Annotated in this window: 16 protein-coding genes and 3 pseudogenes; 10 read left to right on the plus strand and 9 right to left on the minus strand. The window is 43.1% G+C overall.

The annotated features are described in order from the left end of the window. Positions 1 to 3: 3 nt before the first annotated feature. Together DP114_RS22530 and DP114_RS22535 are read right to left on the minus strand one after the other, a co-directional pair. Positions 4 to 423 (minus strand): type II toxin-antitoxin system VapC family toxin, encoded by a 420-nt coding sequence (locus tag DP114_RS22530; protein WP_171977181.1) that lies wholly within the window; start codon positions 421 to 423, stop codon positions 4 to 6. Further along, complete coding sequence (locus tag DP114_RS22535; protein WP_169268039.1) at positions 420 to 671, minus strand: FitA-like ribbon-helix-helix domain-containing protein; 252 nt, start codon at positions 669 to 671, stop codon at positions 420 to 422. Before DP114_RS22535 ends, DP114_RS22530 begins: the two co-directional genes overlap by 4 nt. A gap of 461 nt (positions 672 to 1132) precedes the next feature. Here DP114_RS22535 and DP114_RS22540 point away from each other — a divergent pair, with 461 nt between their 5' ends. Both DP114_RS22540 and DP114_RS22545 read left to right on the plus strand, forming a co-directional pair. After that, a complete protein-coding gene (locus DP114_RS22540) occupies positions 1133 to 2281 on the plus strand; it encodes a saccharopine dehydrogenase family protein (RefSeq protein ID WP_171977182.1) in 1149 nt (382 codons plus the stop codon). 190 nt (positions 2282 to 2471) lie between these two features. Then, positions 2472 to 2915: a hypothetical protein gene (locus DP114_RS22545; protein WP_246162660.1), complete on the plus strand. Its 444-nt coding sequence runs from the start codon at positions 2472 to 2474 to the stop codon at positions 2913 to 2915. Between the two features lie 133 nt (positions 2916 to 3048). On the opposite strand, the gene DP114_RS22550 is transcribed toward DP114_RS22545, so the two are convergent. Then, complete coding sequence (locus DP114_RS22550) at positions 3049 to 3429, minus strand: hypothetical protein (protein ID WP_169268041.1); 381 nt, start codon at positions 3427 to 3429, stop codon at positions 3049 to 3051. Positions 3430 to 3598: 169 nt separating this feature from the next. Then, positions 3599 to 3964: pseudogene (locus DP114_RS22555) on the minus strand (tetratricopeptide repeat protein); the annotation flags it as partial. 143 nt (positions 3965 to 4107) lie between these two features. Between DP114_RS22555 and DP114_RS22560 the strand changes: the two are divergent. Beyond that, positions 4108 to 4440 (plus strand): YnfA family protein, encoded by a 333-nt coding sequence (locus DP114_RS22560; RefSeq protein ID WP_169268043.1) that lies wholly within the window; start codon positions 4108 to 4110, stop codon positions 4438 to 4440. A 267-nt stretch (positions 4441 to 4707) separates the two neighbouring features. Here DP114_RS22560 and DP114_RS35230 read toward each other — a convergent pair. After that, positions 4708 to 4824: pseudogene (locus DP114_RS35230) on the minus strand (ArsR family transcriptional regulator); the annotation flags it as partial. 470 nt (positions 4825 to 5294) lie between these two features. Here DP114_RS35230 and DP114_RS36585 point away from each other — a divergent pair. Both DP114_RS36585 and ltrA read left to right on the plus strand, forming a co-directional pair. Beyond that, a pseudogene (locus DP114_RS36585) lies at positions 5295 to 5430 on the plus strand (HNH endonuclease); the annotation flags it as partial. Positions 5431 to 6111: 681 nt separating this feature from the next. Then, on the plus strand, positions 6112 to 7767 hold the full coding sequence (gene ltrA / locus DP114_RS22565) for a group II intron reverse transcriptase/maturase (RefSeq protein ID WP_169264597.1): 1656 nt from the start codon (positions 6112 to 6114) through the stop codon (positions 7765 to 7767). 165 nt (positions 7768 to 7932) lie between these two features. On the opposite strand, the gene gpmI is transcribed toward ltrA, so the two are convergent. Together gpmI and DP114_RS22575 are read right to left on the minus strand one after the other, a co-directional pair. Further along, on the minus strand, positions 7933 to 9531 hold the full coding sequence (gene gpmI, locus DP114_RS22570; protein WP_171977183.1) for a 2,3-bisphosphoglycerate-independent phosphoglycerate mutase: 1599 nt from the start codon (positions 9529 to 9531) through the stop codon (positions 7933 to 7935). A 418-nt stretch (positions 9532 to 9949) separates the two neighbouring features. Beyond that, entirely contained in the window at positions 9950 to 11644 is a 1695-nt protein-coding gene (locus DP114_RS22575) for an ABC-F family ATP-binding cassette domain-containing protein (protein ID WP_171977184.1), read from the minus strand. Positions 11645 to 12015: 371 nt separating this feature from the next. Here DP114_RS22575 and aroQ point away from each other — a divergent pair, with 371 nt between their 5' ends. Next, positions 12016 to 12747: a gamma subclass chorismate mutase AroQ gene (aroQ, locus tag DP114_RS22580; protein ID WP_169266325.1), complete on the plus strand. Its 732-nt coding sequence runs from the start codon at positions 12016 to 12018 to the stop codon at positions 12745 to 12747. 50 nt (positions 12748 to 12797) lie between these two features. On the opposite strand, the gene DP114_RS22585 is transcribed toward aroQ, so the two are convergent. Then, positions 12798 to 13238 (minus strand): hypothetical protein, encoded by a 441-nt coding sequence (locus DP114_RS22585; protein ID WP_169266324.1) that lies wholly within the window; start codon positions 13236 to 13238, stop codon positions 12798 to 12800. 312 nt (positions 13239 to 13550) lie between these two features. Here DP114_RS22585 and DP114_RS22590 point away from each other — a divergent pair, with 312 nt between their 5' ends. From DP114_RS22590 to DP114_RS22605, 4 genes are all read left to right on the plus strand, one after another. Continuing rightward, positions 13551 to 13892: a hypothetical protein gene (locus DP114_RS22590; protein WP_171977185.1), complete on the plus strand. Its 342-nt coding sequence runs from the start codon at positions 13551 to 13553 to the stop codon at positions 13890 to 13892. Positions 13893 to 13950: 58 nt separating this feature from the next. Continuing rightward, positions 13951 to 16104 carry a pentapeptide repeat-containing protein gene (locus tag DP114_RS22595; protein WP_171977186.1) on the plus strand — a complete coding sequence of 718 codons (2154 nt, stop codon included), beginning with the start codon at positions 13951 to 13953 and terminating at the stop codon, positions 16102 to 16104. Between the two features lie 66 nt (positions 16105 to 16170). Then, the gene (locus DP114_RS22600) at positions 16171 to 16665 is read left to right on the plus strand and encodes a hypothetical protein (RefSeq protein ID WP_169266321.1); all 495 of its coding nucleotides are present in this window, start codon (positions 16171 to 16173) and stop codon (positions 16663 to 16665) included. Positions 16666 to 17090: 425 nt separating this feature from the next. Next, positions 17091 to 17375: a hypothetical protein gene (locus DP114_RS22605; protein ID WP_169266320.1), complete on the plus strand. Its 285-nt coding sequence runs from the start codon at positions 17091 to 17093 to the stop codon at positions 17373 to 17375. A gap of 180 nt (positions 17376 to 17555) precedes the next feature. Here the strand turns inward: DP114_RS22605 and DP114_RS22610 are convergent, their stop codons facing one another. Continuing rightward, entirely contained in the window at positions 17556 to 17909 is a 354-nt protein-coding gene (locus tag DP114_RS22610) for a hypothetical protein (protein WP_169266319.1), read from the minus strand. Positions 17910 to 18821 lie beyond the last annotated feature (912 nt).

The raw sequence follows: 18821 nt of genomic DNA on the forward strand, positions 1-18821 counted from the left end.
TGTTTAAATATCTTCCACCCACAGGAGAGAGCTTGCAAAAGTACTATTCTTGAGTGCGTTGTAAAATTTTTGGTCGGCTGTTACCATTTGGCATCCTTGCGTGATAGCTAGAGCTAGATAAAGGCTGTCATAAACTGCCGCATCCGTCTGTATCGCAATATTTAAAGCAAAAGGCATCAATGGCTGAGATAAATACACCTCTATAGGAACCGTGTTCAAGTCTGCTAGAGTCTGTCGTGCGTTATCAGGGCTATCATCATCACGACGTACCCGTTTCCACAAAACATTTCCTACTTCTGCAAAGAAGAAATCTGGGACTAAAAAGTTGTGAGCACTTGCCAGCAACTGCCTAGCTGCATTGGAATAAATTTCAGGCACAAACCATTTGATAGCAACGCTAGCATCCAGAACATAGCGGCTCATCGTTGGCGATCCTCACGGATCAGTTCTGCACTATCGCTGAAAGTTCTGCCTGTGTACCTAGCCTGAGCTCGTGCTACTGCTTCTCTTGCCTTCGCCATATCACCGCCCGTATGATATGCCTCATTTTCCGCAGCTTGCTGTAGTATATGTTTTAATTCTTCTTGCAAAGAGCGACCATGCTGTTTCGCAAGGATTTCAATCTTTCCAAGAATCATCGGGTCTATATCTTCTACTAAAACTTGAGCCATAGTAGACTTCCAATTATTTGAACAGGTTGTTGAGATTATAGCAAGGCTTGAGCGATAGCTTCTCTACGAGACGCTGCTGCGCTCCGCGCAGATCGCTTGTTCACATCTGTTTCAACCATAGGAGATAGCTTGCAAAAGTGCTGTTGTGAATGAATAACCAGTTATTGTTGTTGCTCTATCTCTGGGTAACCAGGACGCAATTGTGCGAAAATGTTTTTGCATACTAAAGAACCATTGACACAAACGTTAAAAGATGCAAAATCTTCGATAAAATCTACCGTTAGAACTGTTCTTGGTCACGAATGATCAGATTGTCGTAAGCATTTAAGCGCTGTGGCTTTTAGCCCGGAGAGTGTCAAAAGGCATCTTCCTTTGTAAACAGGTAAACGTCATACTCATTAGCGATGACAAGTACAACTGAAAACTGATGTAATAAGAATGCTGTTGTCAATGCTGGAGCGATGACTAAGCGAGTTTTAATTCTTGGAGGGAGAGGGCGGATCGGTGGTAGCGTTGCCAAAGACCTTCTCACCCATACACAAGCAGAAGTGACAATCACAGGACGCACACCAGGTAATAGAACGGGCGACTCAAGAGTGCAACATTTGGTGTTAGACTTGGCCGATGTTGAGAAACTGAAGAAGGCGATCGCCTCTACCGATTTGGTAGTTCACTGTGCTGGTCCTTTTCACTACCGAGATGCCAATGTTCTCAAAATCTGTATTGAACATGGTGTCAATTACGTAGATGTCAGTGACCACCGTTCTTATACCAGTAAGGCTCTCATCTACAACGATGCAGCCGTATCTGCAGGTGTCACAGCGATAGTTAACACTGGTATCTTCCCTGGCATTTCTAACAGCATGGTACGTCAGGGTGTTGAGCAATTCGATACACCAGAAAAGATTCATTTGAGTTATTTAGTATCTGGTTCTGGCGGGGCTGGTGTCACCGTCATGCGAACAACCTTTTTAGGTTTACAACAACCAATTGAAGCTTGGATAGATGGAAAATGGCAGACAGTCAAACCCTACAGCCAGCGTGAAAATCTTGACTTTCCACCTCCATATGGTCGTAGCGGAGTGTACTGGTTTGATATGCCAGAAACTTTTACACTACCTCATGCTTTTCCCTCAGTGAAAACAGTCATTACAAAATTTGGTTCAGTTCCCGATTTTTATAATCACCTAACTTGGATAGCTGCCCACATTTTTCCTAAGCAACTGATGCAACAGAAAAGCGCTATTGAATTTTTGGCTCATGTTAGTCATTTTATGACCGATGTGACCAATCCTTTCAGTGGTATTGGAGTTACAGTTCGCTCAGAAATTACAGGTCAAAAAGATGATAAGATAGCAACTTTTTGCTCTACTTTAGTGCATGAAAATACCGCAGTAGCTTCGGGCTGTGGCACGGGTAGTATTGCTCAATTATTACTAGATGGTAAGTTGAAAAAACCCGGTGTTTCACCTGTTGAAGAAGCACTGCCAACAGATTTATTTGAGCAAACAATGCAAAGTCGGAGTATTGACATTAGTCACGAATGGTTGTACAAGCAAAAGTTCGATAACAGACAGATAGAAAACGAGTACCCACGTAGAAAAACTTAGTTGATAGGACGGGGAATCTTTTAAATTTGATGTTTTTTGATAGCATAAGCCCAAAGCGCTCCCGCTAGGAGTACAAAGTCGCATGCTCACAAGGCATAGCTTAGTGCGAACATGCGACACTTTGAACATAGAATTGTTAATGTACCCTCAAAGCAGGAGGCAAAGTTATACTAAACCACGTAATATTCCTGTGATTTCCATTCCTGCCAAACCTAAACAAATAAAACGAGAGAAGGAGAGTATTGCCATGCAATTCATTTTAGCTATTTTTAATAAAGCCTTGCGCCAGAGTATTGTAGTTGTAGGGTTGATGGCTTTAATTAGCTTATCAAGTGTATTTTTTTTTGTTGAACCTAGCTATGCAATAGGATTTACATCAGAAAAACCAGCATTTCCAGGACAGAAACTCACACCTGAAGAAAAGATTGGCCGTGCTTACGAATATGACCCTGGTGTTGGTGTTCAGGAAGAAGATAGAGAACAGGAATATGAGCAAGCAGTAAAAGACTCTGAAAACCTAGAAACTGTTGAGAAAGCTTACGAAAGGAATGAGAAGGCTTACGAGCAGCAAAATCCGCAGCCGAATTTGATTCAAAAAGCTGAAAAAGCGATTGAGAAAGCAACAGGAAAGTAAAAGTAGACAAAATGAGGGAGATGAAGAAGTTCTCTCCCCAATACCGTTTAGCTTAACCTTGATTCATCCCAACACTCACCCAGTGGATAGAGTGTAGTGCTTTTTGCGGTTTAAGCTAATAGCAGCAAACGCTCTAATACACCAAATTTCCAGTACCGCGCAGCTGACGTAAAGAATTTATACAATACGGGCAGTCACAGGTAAATAACCGCATCGCAGCATTACTTTCCTCTTCAGTAAAGTTCAGCATGGCGACGTTGTGATCTGATTTGTTTGTAGTAATAGTTGTTGAACGCACAGGCGGGGCATTTGGATTTCTTTCAGAATCTTTAATGCATACAGGAGTTTTGTAACTAGCGTGGGGATGTGTTATGCAGGTACGACCATCGTTGGTATGCGTTAATTTCTGAGTCATACCAGCAGCGTGGGCGGGATTGATAACTCCCAGTGTAGACATCAGAGATACAAAAATGGAGGAACTAGAAAGCAAATTCAGTATAAGTTTTCTGTTCATGGGTTTCCTTGAAAAACGTGTATGAGCGCTCAGGTTATTTGATTCACTGTCAAAAGAGCAAGTGACTTTTTTCCTGAAATAATCTAGTTTGACAATGGGCACCACAACTTTGTTTCCCTTTGCACTTCATTTCGTTAAAAATTAGGGTGAGCAAACTTTGCTCACCCTGTCAATTAGCTGATGAAAAATAGATTTTGGATTGCTTAGGCTGAATCTGCTGAAGAAGGTTTTGTGTTTGCTGATATCCTTGGATATTTCCTTGCTGTTGAAACAAATTTGCAGCCTGTTTCAAATCAGCTACAGCGTTCTTGTTATCTCCCAAAGCATATTGGGCAAGTCCCCGGTTACCATAGGCATCAGCTAAATTGGGATTTCTATTCAAGGCGGAGTTAAAGTTTGCAACAGCTTGCTTATCATTTCCGTGTTTAAAATTGGCAAGTCCGAGATGGTAGTAGCCATCTGGTGAGGTTGGATCAATTTTGATTATCTGGTTAAAGTCGGCGATAGCTTTGCGGAAATCTCCCAATTCATAATGTCAGAAAATCTGACCAGGATGTCATTTCCAAAAGATAGAATAAGTCACAATTGTTGTGTGTTCCTATACTCTTGCCAAAACACAAATTTGAGACAATGTATAATCTGTAAACAATCTTCACTGGTTCGCTAGGGTGTTCTCAATTGAAAGAAGTACTCAAGTCCTTACTTTACTTCATCTGGGCTGGCTTGTTTGAGATTGGTGGCGGCTATCTCGTATGGCAATGGTTAAAAGAAGGAAAACCTGTCTGGTGGGGCATTGCAGGAGCTATTGGGTTAGCTTTATACGGTATGCTCGCGACTCTCCAGCCTGCGAACTTTGGTAGAGTATATGCTGCTTACGGCGGCGTGTTTATTGTAATGGCAATGCTTTGGGGTTGGAAGGTTGATGGAGTGACTCCAGACCGCTACGATATACTGGGAGTTTGTTTAGCATTACTGAGTGTACTGATTATCATGTATACACCCAGAGGATAGAAAAAAGGAGGATATCACAAAAAACATGGTAACAAATCCTACCCTAAGTCGTCTTCTGATAGGTGTTTCGCCTTCTCTTAAAGAAATATTCTCAGATCTTGCACCTTTCCGTATAAGCCCGGACTTAGTTAAAAGCAGCGCAAGAAAGTGACACGATTTTTATTGTCTTTTTTCGTAATAATAAAGGCTTGAGGCAACGCAGGTGAGTGTGAATATTCAATCAACTTTTCTTGGTGCAAGATGTGAGTATTAGGACTAAACTTGCTGTCAAGCTTGTAAATGTTCTTCTACAGACTGATACAGGTTAACAATATGAGTGTCAGCCAATCTGTAATAGACGTTGCGACCTTCTCGCCCATACCTAACTAAACGCATAGCTTTCAATTATGCAACGCCCACTTACTGGACCAAACGCAACAGTAAACTCTACGACGGGGAAACCGTTCTATTGCCTTAAAACGGCAAAACCATACATGTGGTGAGACCAGCGCTACAGGAGGGGAGCCAGTGCGTTGCGGTGAGACCAGTGCTGCAGGAGGGTTTCCCTCCGTAGGCATCTGGCGTAAGCGCAAAGCGCACGCTGCGCGAACGCCGTAAGGCGTGCGCTTTGCGCATACCCGAAGGGGGGTTCCCAAGGCACGTTTTCGGGGGAAGCTTCCCCCGAAAAGCTGCCGCCCCGTTGTAGCACCTGGCGTTCTCCCGACCTAGGCGACTGCGTAAGCGCAAAGCGCACGAATCGAGCGTTGCAAGAGCGTCTGTGCAGGAGATACGCGTAAGCGTGTCCCTTTGGGACTTACAAAGTAGCGTCTCCGAACGCGAGTGCGGGCAAGGCAGGGCTATAGAGATACCCGAAGGGTCATTGTGGGTTAAAGATGCGAGCGTGAAGAACGAGCACACTTACACCACATCGACGGCAATCATAACAATTGGAAAACTAAAAACCTTCTAGCGGTACATGAAAGCTGTCACGATTATATCCACATGAGCCAAGGGAAAAACCCTAGAACATCGGGAGCCGAGTGCACACAAATGCGCACGCTCGGATCTAACTTAGAGGTGCGGTGGACAAGCGCGACTTGAAAGGTCGTTTAGAACGGAGAGCCGACTCTCCTAGAGAATTCACACTCTCTACCCTAATGTAAAAGACTTTCCGGAGTCCGGTCACGCCCAAGTAGGTAACGAAACAGGCGGAATGCAGACCACAAACGTAACCTTAACTACTAGCCCAAAGTGGTAAGGAGCAAGAGGGAGTTCTCCCAAGATGAACAAAAGTAAATTGATGTTTAAACTGCGTCATCGCACAGGGAGCCAAATCAGGCTGACAGGTTCCAACCAAAAGGTAAGTGGGTAGATTTATGGTTTTATGCTCTATAAATCGTGTGAATATAACTCCCACCGCAGGAAAGTCAACATCTAAAGGAGAATATACACTAAGCGAAACAACAAGGTAAACCCCATAGAGTCTATAGGATGTCGATACCAATAGTAAGCTAACCGCAAGGAAAGCAGAATCCTCTGGAGGGTAAAGGATGGAGTAAAAAGCAAAAGCCCGTTTGTAATGAACGAGATAGGGGTTCAAACTTTGCCCCTGACCGAAAGGAATAGCAGACTTACTCTGGGTCTTATGAGAAAGAGAAACTCACAAAGAAACTTAATTCAAGGACAAGTTAGATGTCGTACCTCGGTACAACAAACGGACTAAGAAAACCACTAGAAGATTGGAGCCAAATCAACTGGCGAAAAATCAACAAAGCGGTTAGGAATCTGCGTCAAAGAATCTTTCTCGCGAGAAAACTTGGTAACTGGCGGAAGTTGAGAAACCTCCAAAAGTTAATGCAAAGAAGCTACGCCAACCTATTACTCTCTGTTCGGAAAATCACTCAGACCAATAAGGGTAAAGCAACGGCAGGAATTGACAAAGAAATAATCAATACCCCAAAGCAGCGAGTGAAGCTGGTAAACAACTGGAGTGGAGGAAATCAAGATCCTACAAAACGGGTAATGATCCCCAAAGCCAACGGTAAGAAACGACCGCTCGGAATCCCAACCGTGCGCGACAGAATCGAACAGGCAATAATAGTCAATTCACTAGAACCCGAATGGGAAGCCGTATTTGAACCAAACTCCTATGGATTCAGGTGCGGTAGAAGCTGTCATGATGCCATAGCACAAAATTGGATAAGATTAAATGCAAGTCCAAATGCTAGAAATAACTGGGTTTTAGAAGCTGATATTCAAGGATTCTTCGACAATATTGCCCATGAATCTATCCTTAGACAACTAGGTAATTTCCCAAACAAAAACCTAATCAAAGGATGGTTAAAAGCTGGATTTATCTTTGAAGGGATATACAGCCCGACAGAAACGGGTACACCACAAGGAGGGGTTTGCTCCCCGCTCCTAGCCAATATCGGATTGCATGGATTAGAAACCTTTATAAAATCCACCAATCCAAAACTTGGAGTGGTTAGGTACGCTGATGATTTTATAGTCACAGCTAGAGACAAAGGAAGCCTCGAAAATGCCCAAATCCAGATTCAGCAATGGCTGTCAGAAAGAGGTTTGAATCTCAGTACGGAGAAAACGTTCATAACGTCAATGGCAGATGGTTTTGACTTCCTCGGCTTCAATCACCGCCATTATAATGGCAAACTGCTTATCAAACCCTCGAAAAAGAAAGTCTTAGACTTTTGTAAACGAATCGGTCAAGAAATAAAAGCAATGAACGGATGTGAACAAGAGGTAGTCATCAAAAGACTGAACCCAATTCTCCGAGGTTTTGCTAATTATTACAGAGGTGTGGTTAGTAAAGAAACCTTTGAATATGTCAAAAGTAGAATATGGCAATACCTCTGGCGTTGGGCTAAACGTCGCCATCCCAACAAGAACACAAAATGGGTACGGAAACGTTACTTTCAGACCAGAAATCGCAAGAAATGGACGTTCGCTACATCTACTAGCGACCGCCGAGGCAAACAAAAGGATTTAATCCTATACCCGATAGCGTACACGCCCATCGAACGCCATGTAAAGGTCAAGGGGGAAGCATCACCGGATGACCCCTCACTCAAAGAATATTGGGAAAAACGCCACCAAAAATATGGTAAGAGCTACTGGGAGAAAAACTCTCGGAATTATAAAATCGCTCAAAACCAAGACTGGAAATGTACCTGTGGTGAACCATTATTCAATGGAGAGGAAATAGAAACCCATCACATCGTACCTGTTGCTCAAGGTGGACTTGATGACGTAAAAAACCTTCAGCATCTACACAAAGCGTGTCATAAGCAGGTACACACAAAATCCAAGTCAACTCGCTTGAAGTAAGGCTTGAGCGCAGTGAGTGCGAAAGTCTCATGCTGCGTTCTTAGGGGAGGGGAGAGCGGTGACGCTCGAACCTTACCCGACTACTCCCCATCGACTCAACTTAATCTCAGTACAGACTCTAACGGGCTACTGAAAGCCTACACTGTCAGGGTCAGTGTAGGTAGTTTACATCGCCAGTTGTACAGGAGTGCGAGAAAGTTGCACGTCATACTCGGCGTTTTGCAGTAGCGATCGCCCTGTCATTTCTATTGGTTGAGGTAGTTGTAGAATATCCAAAATTGTCGGTGCAATGTCGGATAGCTTACCATCACTCCGCAAGGCGACATCTGTACCATGTCCTGGAATTTTGGCTTTTTCACCTTCCACTAAAATCAGGGGAACTAAGTTAGTCGTGTGCGCTGTCCAGGGATTCCCGTTACTATCTAGCATATGCTCGGCGTTGCCGTGGTCAGCAGTTATAATTGTTGTCCCGCCGACTTTACCAATACCGGAGAGTAGGCGACCCAAACACTGGTCAACTGTCTCAACGGCTTTAACAGTCGCTTGGATGTTACCTGTGTGTCCTACCATGTCTGGGTTGGCATAGTTGATGACAACAAGCGAGTATACGCGCTTTTCAATTGCTGCGATCGCCACGTCTGTCACTGCTTCTGCTGACATTGCAGGAGCACTATCATAAGTTGGCACCATCGGAGAGCTTATCAATAGTCGGTCTTCTCCTTCAAAAGGTTCTTCTAGACCCCCATTGAAGAAGTAAGTGACGTGAGCGTATTTTTCTGTTTCTGCTGTCCGAAGCTGCTTTAAATCATGCTTGGAAATGACTTCCCCAAGAATATTACTCAAATTTTGCGGTTCAAAAGCAACCCCAACTCGTAATTCTGGGTCATACTGTGTAAAGGTAACAAAAGACAGTGGGGTGATTTGCTGTCTTTCAAAACCGTTAAATTCTGGATTGACTAAAGCTTGGCTTAGTTGTCTTGATCTGTCGGGGCGGAAGTTAAAAAAGATGACTCCGTCTCCTGGTTCGATAGCTCCAGGTGCTATTCTGACTGGGAGCACGAATTCGTCCGTCAAACGTTCTGCATACGATGCTTGTAGGACTTCCACAGCCTTTAGACCATTTCCTGGTCCATCCTGCGTCATCACGTCGTAAGCGCGTTTAACTCGATCCCAACGGCGATCGCGATCCATCGCATAATAGCGACCGCTAACTGTGACTATGCGCCCGACGCCTATACGGTCGATATAGTCTTGAAGAAGCCCCAATGCTTTCACCCCTTCAGTGGGAGTGGTGTCACGCCCATCAGTAATGGCGTGTATGCAAACTTGGGATATTCCCTGAATCTTTGCTAAGTCAAGTAGTCCGAATAGATGAGTGATGTGCGAATGCACTCCACCCTCAGAAGTTAGCCCAACCAGATGCAACTTGCCATTTCGACGATACACTTCCTGGCAAATGTTCACAAGTGCTGGATTTCTGAGAATGGAACCGTCCTCTACTGCGTCTGAGATCCGTACTAATTCTTGGGGGACAATTCTACCAGCGCCTATGTTCAAATGACCAACTTCCGAGTTGCCCATTTGACCTTCTGGTAACCCCACCGCTTTCCCTGATGTTCGGATGAGGGTGTGGGGATAAGCCGCCCATAAGCTATCCATCACCGGAGTGTTTGCAACAGCAATAGCGTTTCCATGACTCTCCTCGCAGTAGCCCCATCCGTCTAAAATGACTAGCACCACGGGAGCAATAGGTGCCTTGGTCATAGTAAAACTGCCCTTTACTTTTTGTAATACTCGAATGATACCATTGCTATTAGCAGCCGCAAGTGAATTTCTGCTTATGACCTACTTTTTTTGCATAACTGTGGGCTTTTAGACAATTCTTAAACTTTGTTTATCTTTGGTAATTTATTGTGATATTTGGATTGCTGGACTATCTACAGTAATCCTATTTGAATTGCGGAATTTTTAAGAGAGGCGCTTAAAGCAGGGTGTCGCTTTGCGTCTGATCGCCCTGGTCGCAAAGCGAATGAAAACTTTTTGTGCAACTAGGACGATTGCTACGCTGTTCGCCGCACGATTCGGGCAAACGCCCAGCTAATTGCAGGCGATCACAAACTACACAAATCTCAGACACAAATAGAAATTCTCATGAATGACTTTGGAGTGCTAAACATACATATCATTTCTTTTTTGTGCCACTTTTTGCTGCTTTAGCAGCTTTTTTGGCAGCTTTTTCAGCAGCAATTGCTGCTAATTTTGCTTCTTCTTTTTCCTCTGCTATTTTATCTAAGTAATAGTGGTAATCTCCTAAGTAGACGCGGAAATCTCCTTCCCTGATTTCCACAATTTTGTTTGCTACCTTGGAAATGAAATAACGGTCATGAGAAACAACAAGTACTGTGCCATCATAGTTTTGAATAGCTTCTTCCAACATTTCTTTTGCTGGAATGTCTAAATGGTTGGTAGGCTCATCCAGTATTAATAAATTGGCTGGTTGTAACAACATTTTTGCTAAGGCAAGACGTGCTTTTTCTCCTCCACTTAATGCCGCCACTGCTTTGAACACAGTATCACCGCTGAACAGAAATCTTCCTAAGACGGTGCGAACTTCTTCATTTTTCCAATCAGGAACTTCGTCATGGATAGTTTCCATAACAGTTTTTTTCAAATCCAAAGCTTCAGCTTGGTTTTGTTCAAAGTATCCAGGGAGAACATTGTGTTCACCCAATGTCACTGCTCCTTCTGTGGGTTGTTCAACACCCATGATCAGGCGTAACAAAGTGGATTTGCCTGCACCATTAGGAGCAATAAAGGCAATGCGATCGCCCTTTTCTATGAAAAGATTTCCACCCAAAAACAAAATCTTATCATCATAGATGTGAGTTAAATTCTTGATATTCACCACCTCACGTCCACTACGGGGTGCAGGAGGAAAACGGAAGTGCAGCGTTCTTAAATCATCTGTCGGTGCTTCGATGCGTTCAATTTTTTCCAGTTGTTTTTCTCGGCTTTTTGCCTGGGTACTGCGAGTCGCACTTGCGCGGAACCTATCAACAAAAGCTTGTTGCTTATCTAATTCTTTTTGCTGGCGTTCGTAAGCCGAAAGTTGCGCTGTTTGATTTTCAGCTTTTTGTTGTAGATATGCTGAGTAATTGCCAAGATAGCTGGAGGAAACACCGCGTTCTGTTTCCACAATTTGGGTACACAATCGGTCAAGGAACTCACGGTCATGGGAAACTATCACCATTGGGGTATTCAGCCCCTTGAGATAATTTTCTAACCACTCAATGGTTTCTAAATCTAAATGGTTTGTTGGCTCGTCTAATAGTAATAAGTCAGGTTCTTGCAACAGAATTTTGCCCAAACCCATTCGCATTTGCCAACCGCCACTAAAAGCACTCACAAGGCGATCGCCATCTTCTAGCCCAAACCCCATCTCTGGTAAAATCTTCCCAATCCGTGTGTCCAAGATGTAGCCATCTAATGCTTCAAACTGCCGTTGTAAGCGATCTAACTTATTAATCAGTTTATCCAGTTCCTCTGGAGTCGCGCTTTCCATCTCTCGCATCACCTGGGCTAAAGACAGCTGCACAGCATTAGCTTCTTTAAATACCGTCCAAAATTCTTCTCTAACAGTGCGAGTTGGTTCGACTTCAAACTCTTGATTGAGATAAGCTATGTGTAAGCTGGCAGGACGAATGATTTCGCCAGACGTGGGTTCAGTTTCCCCTGTGATAATTTTGAGTTGGGTGGATTTTCCGGCACCATTGACACCGACTAAACCAATGCGATCGCCAGCTTTGACTTCCCAGTTGACATCCTTGAGAACTTCGCCTGTGGGGTAAATTTTACTGATATGTTCCAGTCGCAGCATGAGGTGTCTCCAAGGTAGGGAATAGATAGATAAGGCAGAAGTAATTATATTGAATCCAATCTTAACAAAATTTAACTCAAAATTCTTGCTCGTCAATTCCTCAACAGACAGAAGTTTTCGATACTTGTCTCCCAAATGACAAGATTTGATTTTGCTATGAATTTCTATGATGGCTTGCAGCTAAAATAATGGAAATGGCGCACCTTGCGGCGAACGCGCAGCGTGTCGTCAGGCATAGGCAAGATGGGGTACTTCACATTCCAACTACCGAGTCAAAAATTTCAGTCCACCTCGAAAGAGATTGCGGAAACTCCGCTCTCAACCGAGGATAGGACAACAGGGTAGTTCATCATCAATTTCTGGTACCAGCGATGACAGCAAATCATTCCCGAAAGGGTGTCCTGTTGCAAACAACTCTGATTTTCCTTGGACTGTTCTTCAGCAGTGCACTAGTTACTGGGTACTTAAAATATCATTTGCTCTCTCAAAATCCACAACCACAACTCAGTTTCGTAAATAATGTAGCTGCACGCCAACAGGTACAAATTAACAAATTGCTTCAACTCATGCAGCAGAGGTTGATGATTGCTCATGATGTTGCTCGCTGGAAATGGAATCAGAAACGCCCTATTGAAGATCGTCAACGAGAACAAGAACTAATAACAAAAATACAGCAGCAGGCAATAACTTATAATCTCCAACCCGATACAGTTGCAGTTTTTTTTCGAGGACAGATAGAAGCCGGAAAGCAAATCCAGCAAGCTGATTTTCAAACTTGGCAAAAGCTTGGAGTGAAAAATTTTACTAACGTTCCAGACTTGAATCAAACTTTGAGACCATCTCTAGACAAATTGAATGTAGCATTTCTTCCTGTATTGGCAGAACTGATGCCATCCCTTGGTTGTCCAGCAGTACGAGATTTTCTTCAGTCACGTGCTTCAATTATTCTCCGTGGAAATGGCATTAGCCAAGAAGTACAACGTACTGCTCTTGCACCAATGCTCGAAGTCAAAGAGGCTTCGTGTCAAAAAGTTTCTTTATTGACTTTGCCCTATCCTCCCGTCCTCCTAGTTGGGAACATCCGTTTGGTACCAACGATTTAGGTCAAGATATATTAGCCAGAGTAAGGCTACTTACGATTCTGAACTCTTGGTTATTTTTTAGGTATCTTTTGTTGCGAAATTGATAGAGTATAGTTATACTGTCCTCTAGATAATTCTCCTACATATAAAGAGTAATTTCCCGCCTGCCAATAACCAGAGATTTCGGGCTTGCCCCCAGAGTACTTATCTGCCAACACACAAAAGTGTCCTCCTGGACCATGAATTAATAGAGTTGGTTGTCCCCCAGTTTCAACTGTTAACCGCAGATAGGGTAGTGATTCTTTGACCTGTATCACTTGATTGGGTTTAGTCGCAATGTTACCACACTTACTTGAAACTGCTCCGCCGGACGTACCATTCACAATCAGCGGATCTGGCTGCAAACTAGAAGTAATTTGCACAACTTGCGCCTCAGCCAAATGAGCATTGGTGAAAACTAAGCTCATCGTTAGTGCTGCGGGAACAATTTGAAATCGCTCAGGCATCTTCATATTTCTTGTTATGCTCCCGACTTTTGATCAAGAAAAATTTGATACATAATATTTTAAAATTAAGTGACGATAACAATCTGTCTTTGTTTCTAAGTGAACTGTATAAAGTTTTCTTTTGGGAAAAATAATTATATGGTTAAATATTAAGAAAAATGAGAATTTATAAGTAAAGCTGACGTTAAAAACTTGATTTTTGACTACCAAGAGCAGTCTTTAGAACAAAAATATTCACTAAAATCACTAAGACAACCGCCAACAAAGAGATTTGGCTGGTTCGTTGTTCATTAAGTGTTTAAGCTAAAGTAGAAACAAATGAATCCTCCAGAAGAAGACTTAAAAAGTCGCCTCCAAAAGGTAGAGGCAGAAATGAATACCTCCAGAGTGATAGTTCCACAGTCACAAAAATTAGTAAAGTCCTCTCAGTCTGGTTTTCCAAGTTTGTACTATAATTTTGTGCGATTTGTAACCTTTTTCAACAATCTCTCAGGAGTGCAAAAGCTTGTATTTTCTGGTGTAGGTTTGTTATTGGGCTTAGCCATACTACAAGCAGTACTTAAACTCGTCGCTGCTGTGATCAGTCTGGCACTGTTGGCAATCTTGGTGTACGTAGGATACAAATTCTTAGTATCCAATAACTCTGTTAATCAGCAGTAGTTTATTTTTAAACGTGCACGCCTAGTGGCGTATCAATAAAATTAAAGGGAATTATCCAATGGCAACCCCAAGTGTGAAGACAAGTGATCAATCTAGTCGAAGCAAAGAACCGACAAAAACCAATTCATTGCCCTTAGCGACTAGGCGCATTGCTGCTTGGGCTGTAGAAATTACACTGGTTGTTGCCAGTGGATTGGTGCCCTTTGGGATAGGTGCGTATGCCAATTCTAGAAGCGATTTGGATCGAGTGCCACTCAACCCTTTGTTAGTACAAACAGAACGTGCGATCGCCTCTCCATTAGCTTTGCCTATCAGCTATGGTACTAGGAACGTAGCATCACCCACAAACTTGTTATGGACAATAGCCTTGCTCGCACCCCTGACAGTTTCAGGCGCTCAGTTGTATTTACTAGCGAAAACTGGTGCCACACCGGCGAAACATCGATTTGGAATAAAAGTTGTCAACGCTGAAGGTAAGCCACCCGGTTTCAAAGCCGTTTTGGTGCGAGAAGGACTTGGTCGTTGGGGTTTGCCTATGTCCGTCGCTTATTTTCTCTGGCGCAACAGCTTTTTATTTCCCAGCTTAGGCGGTTTTGCTAGCTTGGCGGTTATCATGCTTGTGTTAGAAGCCAAAGGTTTGCCTTGGCAGCAAGACCGTCGCGCACTGCACAACACACTTGCAGGCACTTATACTGTAGATGACAGTACACCTTTGACAGTGCAGTCCCAAGGCGATGGTCAGGGAAGTCAGTCATTTGAGAGCGAAAAAGACGAAGAAGATGCGATCGCATCAATTGTGATCACACAAGAATTGCCTCGCCAGCAATCCAACCAACAGCAGGGAATACCGCAAAATCCAAATTATACAGTGGTAGGAGTCGCATTCCTTTGCATGAGTGCGGCCTTAGCGATTTTAGTTGGTACTCAAATTTACGTTCAAATACTGCGAAATCAGCGAGTTACCGAACAGAGCAATAATCAGCAGTTTCTGGCACTAATCAAAGACTTAAATCCTAATTCTACTGCTACAAACAACCAACGCCAGAAAGCAATTTTAGCTATGGGTACTCTTAATGACGCACAATCAACCCAATACCTAGTTGATTTGCTGTCTAAGGAAACTGACCCGATTTTACTTCAAACGATTCAGCAAGCTTTGGTAAACGTTGGATCTAATGCCATCCCCAATTTAAAACGCATGAATCAGTTTCTGACTGGGGAGTTAGAGCCTGTAAAAGGTAGCAAAGCTTTACCACCAGAAGTGCTAGAAAAGCAGTTACAAGCAAACCAATATGCAATTAGTAAGATTTTAGCTGTTTACAACGGTCAAACCAATGGCTTGGATCTCAGCAATGTCTCCCTAAGTCAAAACGGTTCTGAGCAGAGCTACTTCAACTTGGTATTAGATAAAAAAGATTTATGGGGAATTAAGTTCAAATCCGCGAACCTATCCTTTGGCAGTTTTAAGGGGAGTCGCTTCCGGGGAGTGGGCGAGGATGGTCGATGGGATACCTACGATGATTGGATTGCTGATTTAAGCCAAGCACGGATGAGGCAAGCAAATCTTACTGAAGCTAACCTCAGTCGTGTCCTGATGGTCCGGACTGATTTGAGCCGCGCTATTCTCAATAAAGCTAACTTATCCAACGCACGCTTAACTGCTGCTAACCTCAGTAGCGCTCAGCTAGAGGGAGCCGATTTGGAGGGTGCCGTTTTGGAAAATGTGAGTCTGACTGGAGCCGACTTGAGCGATGCACAACTCAAAGACGCGGATCTGTATGCTGCTCGTCTAGGTCGCGTTATTGCAGTAGGAACACAATTCTCATTCGGCAACTTAACCAAAACCGATTGGCAAGGAGCAGACCTTACAGGAGCTTATTTTGATCATGCCAATCTCAAAGATGCTAACCTGAATGCCACTCGCCTGACTAAGGCAATTTTGCGCTCAGCAAATATGGAAAATGCCAACTTGCGAAATGCTGACTTGAGCTTTGCAGATTTACAAGGGGCGAATCTGGCAGGAGCTGATTTTCAAGGAGCAATTCTTACCTCTAGCAAACAAAATCAAACAGAGCAATTTGTGCAAACCCCAGCGTTAGGGGTGCAATCTGCAGTTGTGGAGGGAGTCGATTTCAGTAAAGTCAAAAATTTAGATCCCAAGCAAATAGCTTACATTTGCACTCAAGGAGGTATTCATCCTCGTTGTCCGTAAATTAATCATACTAAAGCCATAAAACTTACAATAATTTAGCTTAGGAATTTTGTTAGGAGCGAGGAAATGAAGCGTCTGATCAAGTACTTCGTATCAGTTGTTTTAGCTAGTTCACTTTTAAGTTTTGCTCAATTCACCCAACCAGCACAAGCTCAAGTGGCATATGGTAGCTATGTCGGTGTAGGTCCTGCGGTTGGTTTTGCAGATGGTGCCCGAGTTGGAGGAGTGATTGCTGCTCGCTACAAGCTTCTTAAAGTTCCTGTTTCTTTTCGCGCTCAGGCTTTCATTGGTTCAAATGTCGCTCTTGTCCCAACAGTTTCCTACGACTACCCCCTCAACTGGCAAACCGATGCTTACATAGGAGCTGGAGTTGTTCTGGCTGGCGGTGATACACCTTCCCCTGTTGGTAATAAAATCGGGTTTGCCCTGCAACCAGGAATTGATTACGTTGTCCCAAATAGCAATACTGTGATTTTTGGTAACGCTGTCATAGCTTTTGATGCTGTCCGTGATGGTGGTACAGCTTTCTCGTTACAAGGTGGAGTGGGTTTGAGGTTCTAATTTAGAAAATAGGTTTATATTCGCATCCCTGCCAATACGCTTCGGTTAAGGGGTAAAGGGTAAGGGGGAAAGGTGAATAAGCGCGCGAATGACGGCTTTCCCGACAGAGGCGACGGGCGTTCCCGAAGGGTGCTTCCCACAAAGTTTAACCCTTGCCCTTTAACGTTTTCCCAACGAGCGTTTGTAAACTCAAATTGCTTATCCGAACCGTATTGGGATATAAGGTGTATAAGAAATTGATGCTCCCCACCCTCAGGTGATAACTGAGGGTGGGGAGCATCAACATGTTGCAACGAGCATGTTTATCTTGCTTTTTTCAGCCAGCTATGAGATATTGCCTATAATGTACACTAAATGTATAGGCTTGCCGTACAATTTTTCATAAAGTTGAGTAACTCGCTTTGGCTGTTGAAGGAGTAATGAAAATGGCAATGGTTAATAGAGCAACGTCCTTAGTTGTTACCATTCATGATTCAAACAAGTTAACTCCTCCCTTGTGGGAGCCGATACGACTCAGTACAGCTATGGTGACGCGACTATGGTGGCATACTAAGGCGTATGGAACAGTTTTAATGATCGCTTTGGTGACTTTACTAAGTCTGATATTCTTGCGTATTTATTGCACTTCCCGCAAGCTGCTATTAGTTTCAACTCATCAAAATGTTGCAAGAAACAAATGCCATACGTTAACCGACAAATCACTGGATTAACTTGGCTGCGGATTATGTCTTGCCAAACTGAATGCGATCCACTATAAAATCTCGTACCTTTGAAAGACAGAGTGGATATAGCATTCATTTATTGATGATTGCTGATTCGAGATTACCGGAACTATATCTAACCTTAATGCGATGTACTTTTTGAAGATATGCTTTTAACAACTACCCTAGTTATTGTTTGGGATACGCTAGTTGAGATTGTTTCTTCTTGTAAACAGGATTCGTTGTTCCTGCTAAACCCTGTAAATTTTCCTGGCGCTTGGGAACATGTGGCGTAGTGCCATTGCCTGAATTGTTTCCATCTTGTGAATCAGTCTGACTACCAGAAGAAGTTGGTTGTTTCTTCTCTATAAAGTATGCTTCCTCACGTGGAATCGATATCACCTCAACTTTTTCCTTTGGAACTGAGTTTGCATTTGCCTGAGTATAAGTTCCAACTGGGAGCAATAGCGCTAACGAAAGCAAACCAAACTTTAGCAAGCTACGAGTGTTGAATTTAAATTGAATTGCCAGAAAGTCGTTCATAGTAGTTTTTCGGAATTTTATGAGAAATATAAATTTAGCTGAGGTTTGGTGTTCAATCAAATCCAACTGATACACAACTACAAGTTGAGTTGGAATGATTCCGGAATTGAGCCAAGAAACTTTATGATTACCAAAAAAAGTTCCGTAAACATTATTCCCTGGTTATATCCTTTGACTTTTAGGTCTCTACAATTAGACTCGATTTTGACGAGGGGGTAAGCGATTCATATCACTACTTTCGTAAAAAAATATTACTTAGGGGAGCCACTGCCGTGCGCGGTGAGACCAGTGCTTGATGAGGGTTTCCCGACAGAGGCATAGGTTCTCCCCGAAGGGGTTAAGCGCGTTGAGGCATATGGCGTGAGCCAGTGCGAAAAAATCGCTCCGCAGATAGTCCCGCATCTATCCGTAGAACTACAGTTCAGTTGAATTAAGCTTAACTTCATAAACAAATTGAATTAACTTTAACTTCATAAACAAATTGAACTTAACTTCATAAACAAATTGAATTAAGCTTAACTTTATAAAGAGATTGTGTTCAGCGATCGCACCCGTTTTATTAAAACCAAATTCTCCAGTTGAAACAGTCAACAGTCAACAGTTATCAAAGATCAATTTGTTGCCTAGATAACAATCTCTTAGCAACAGGAACTTTATGCCTTGGTAGTGAGTCACTGCCGTAGGCTTTTTGGTTGATCAAAGGACTTGCATTGAGTATTTGTTCAAAGATTTTTGCACAACTACCGGTGGATTAGCTCATTTACCAGGGATTGGTGCAGTTATAGCACCGTGGGAGCGGTTTCATTTGAATCCATTTCCTACTCTCAAAAAACACAGGGAACGCTTAACACCCGAACGCTTAACAGGGAAATCGTGTTTGTTTCATTCGTTGCGCGCGTCTAATCGCGCCCC

Origin of the sequence: Brasilonema sennae CENA114 (genome assembly GCF_006968745.1) — a bacterium.
Classification (GTDB): Bacteria; Cyanobacteriota; Cyanobacteriia; order Cyanobacteriales; family Nostocaceae; genus Brasilonema; species Brasilonema sennae.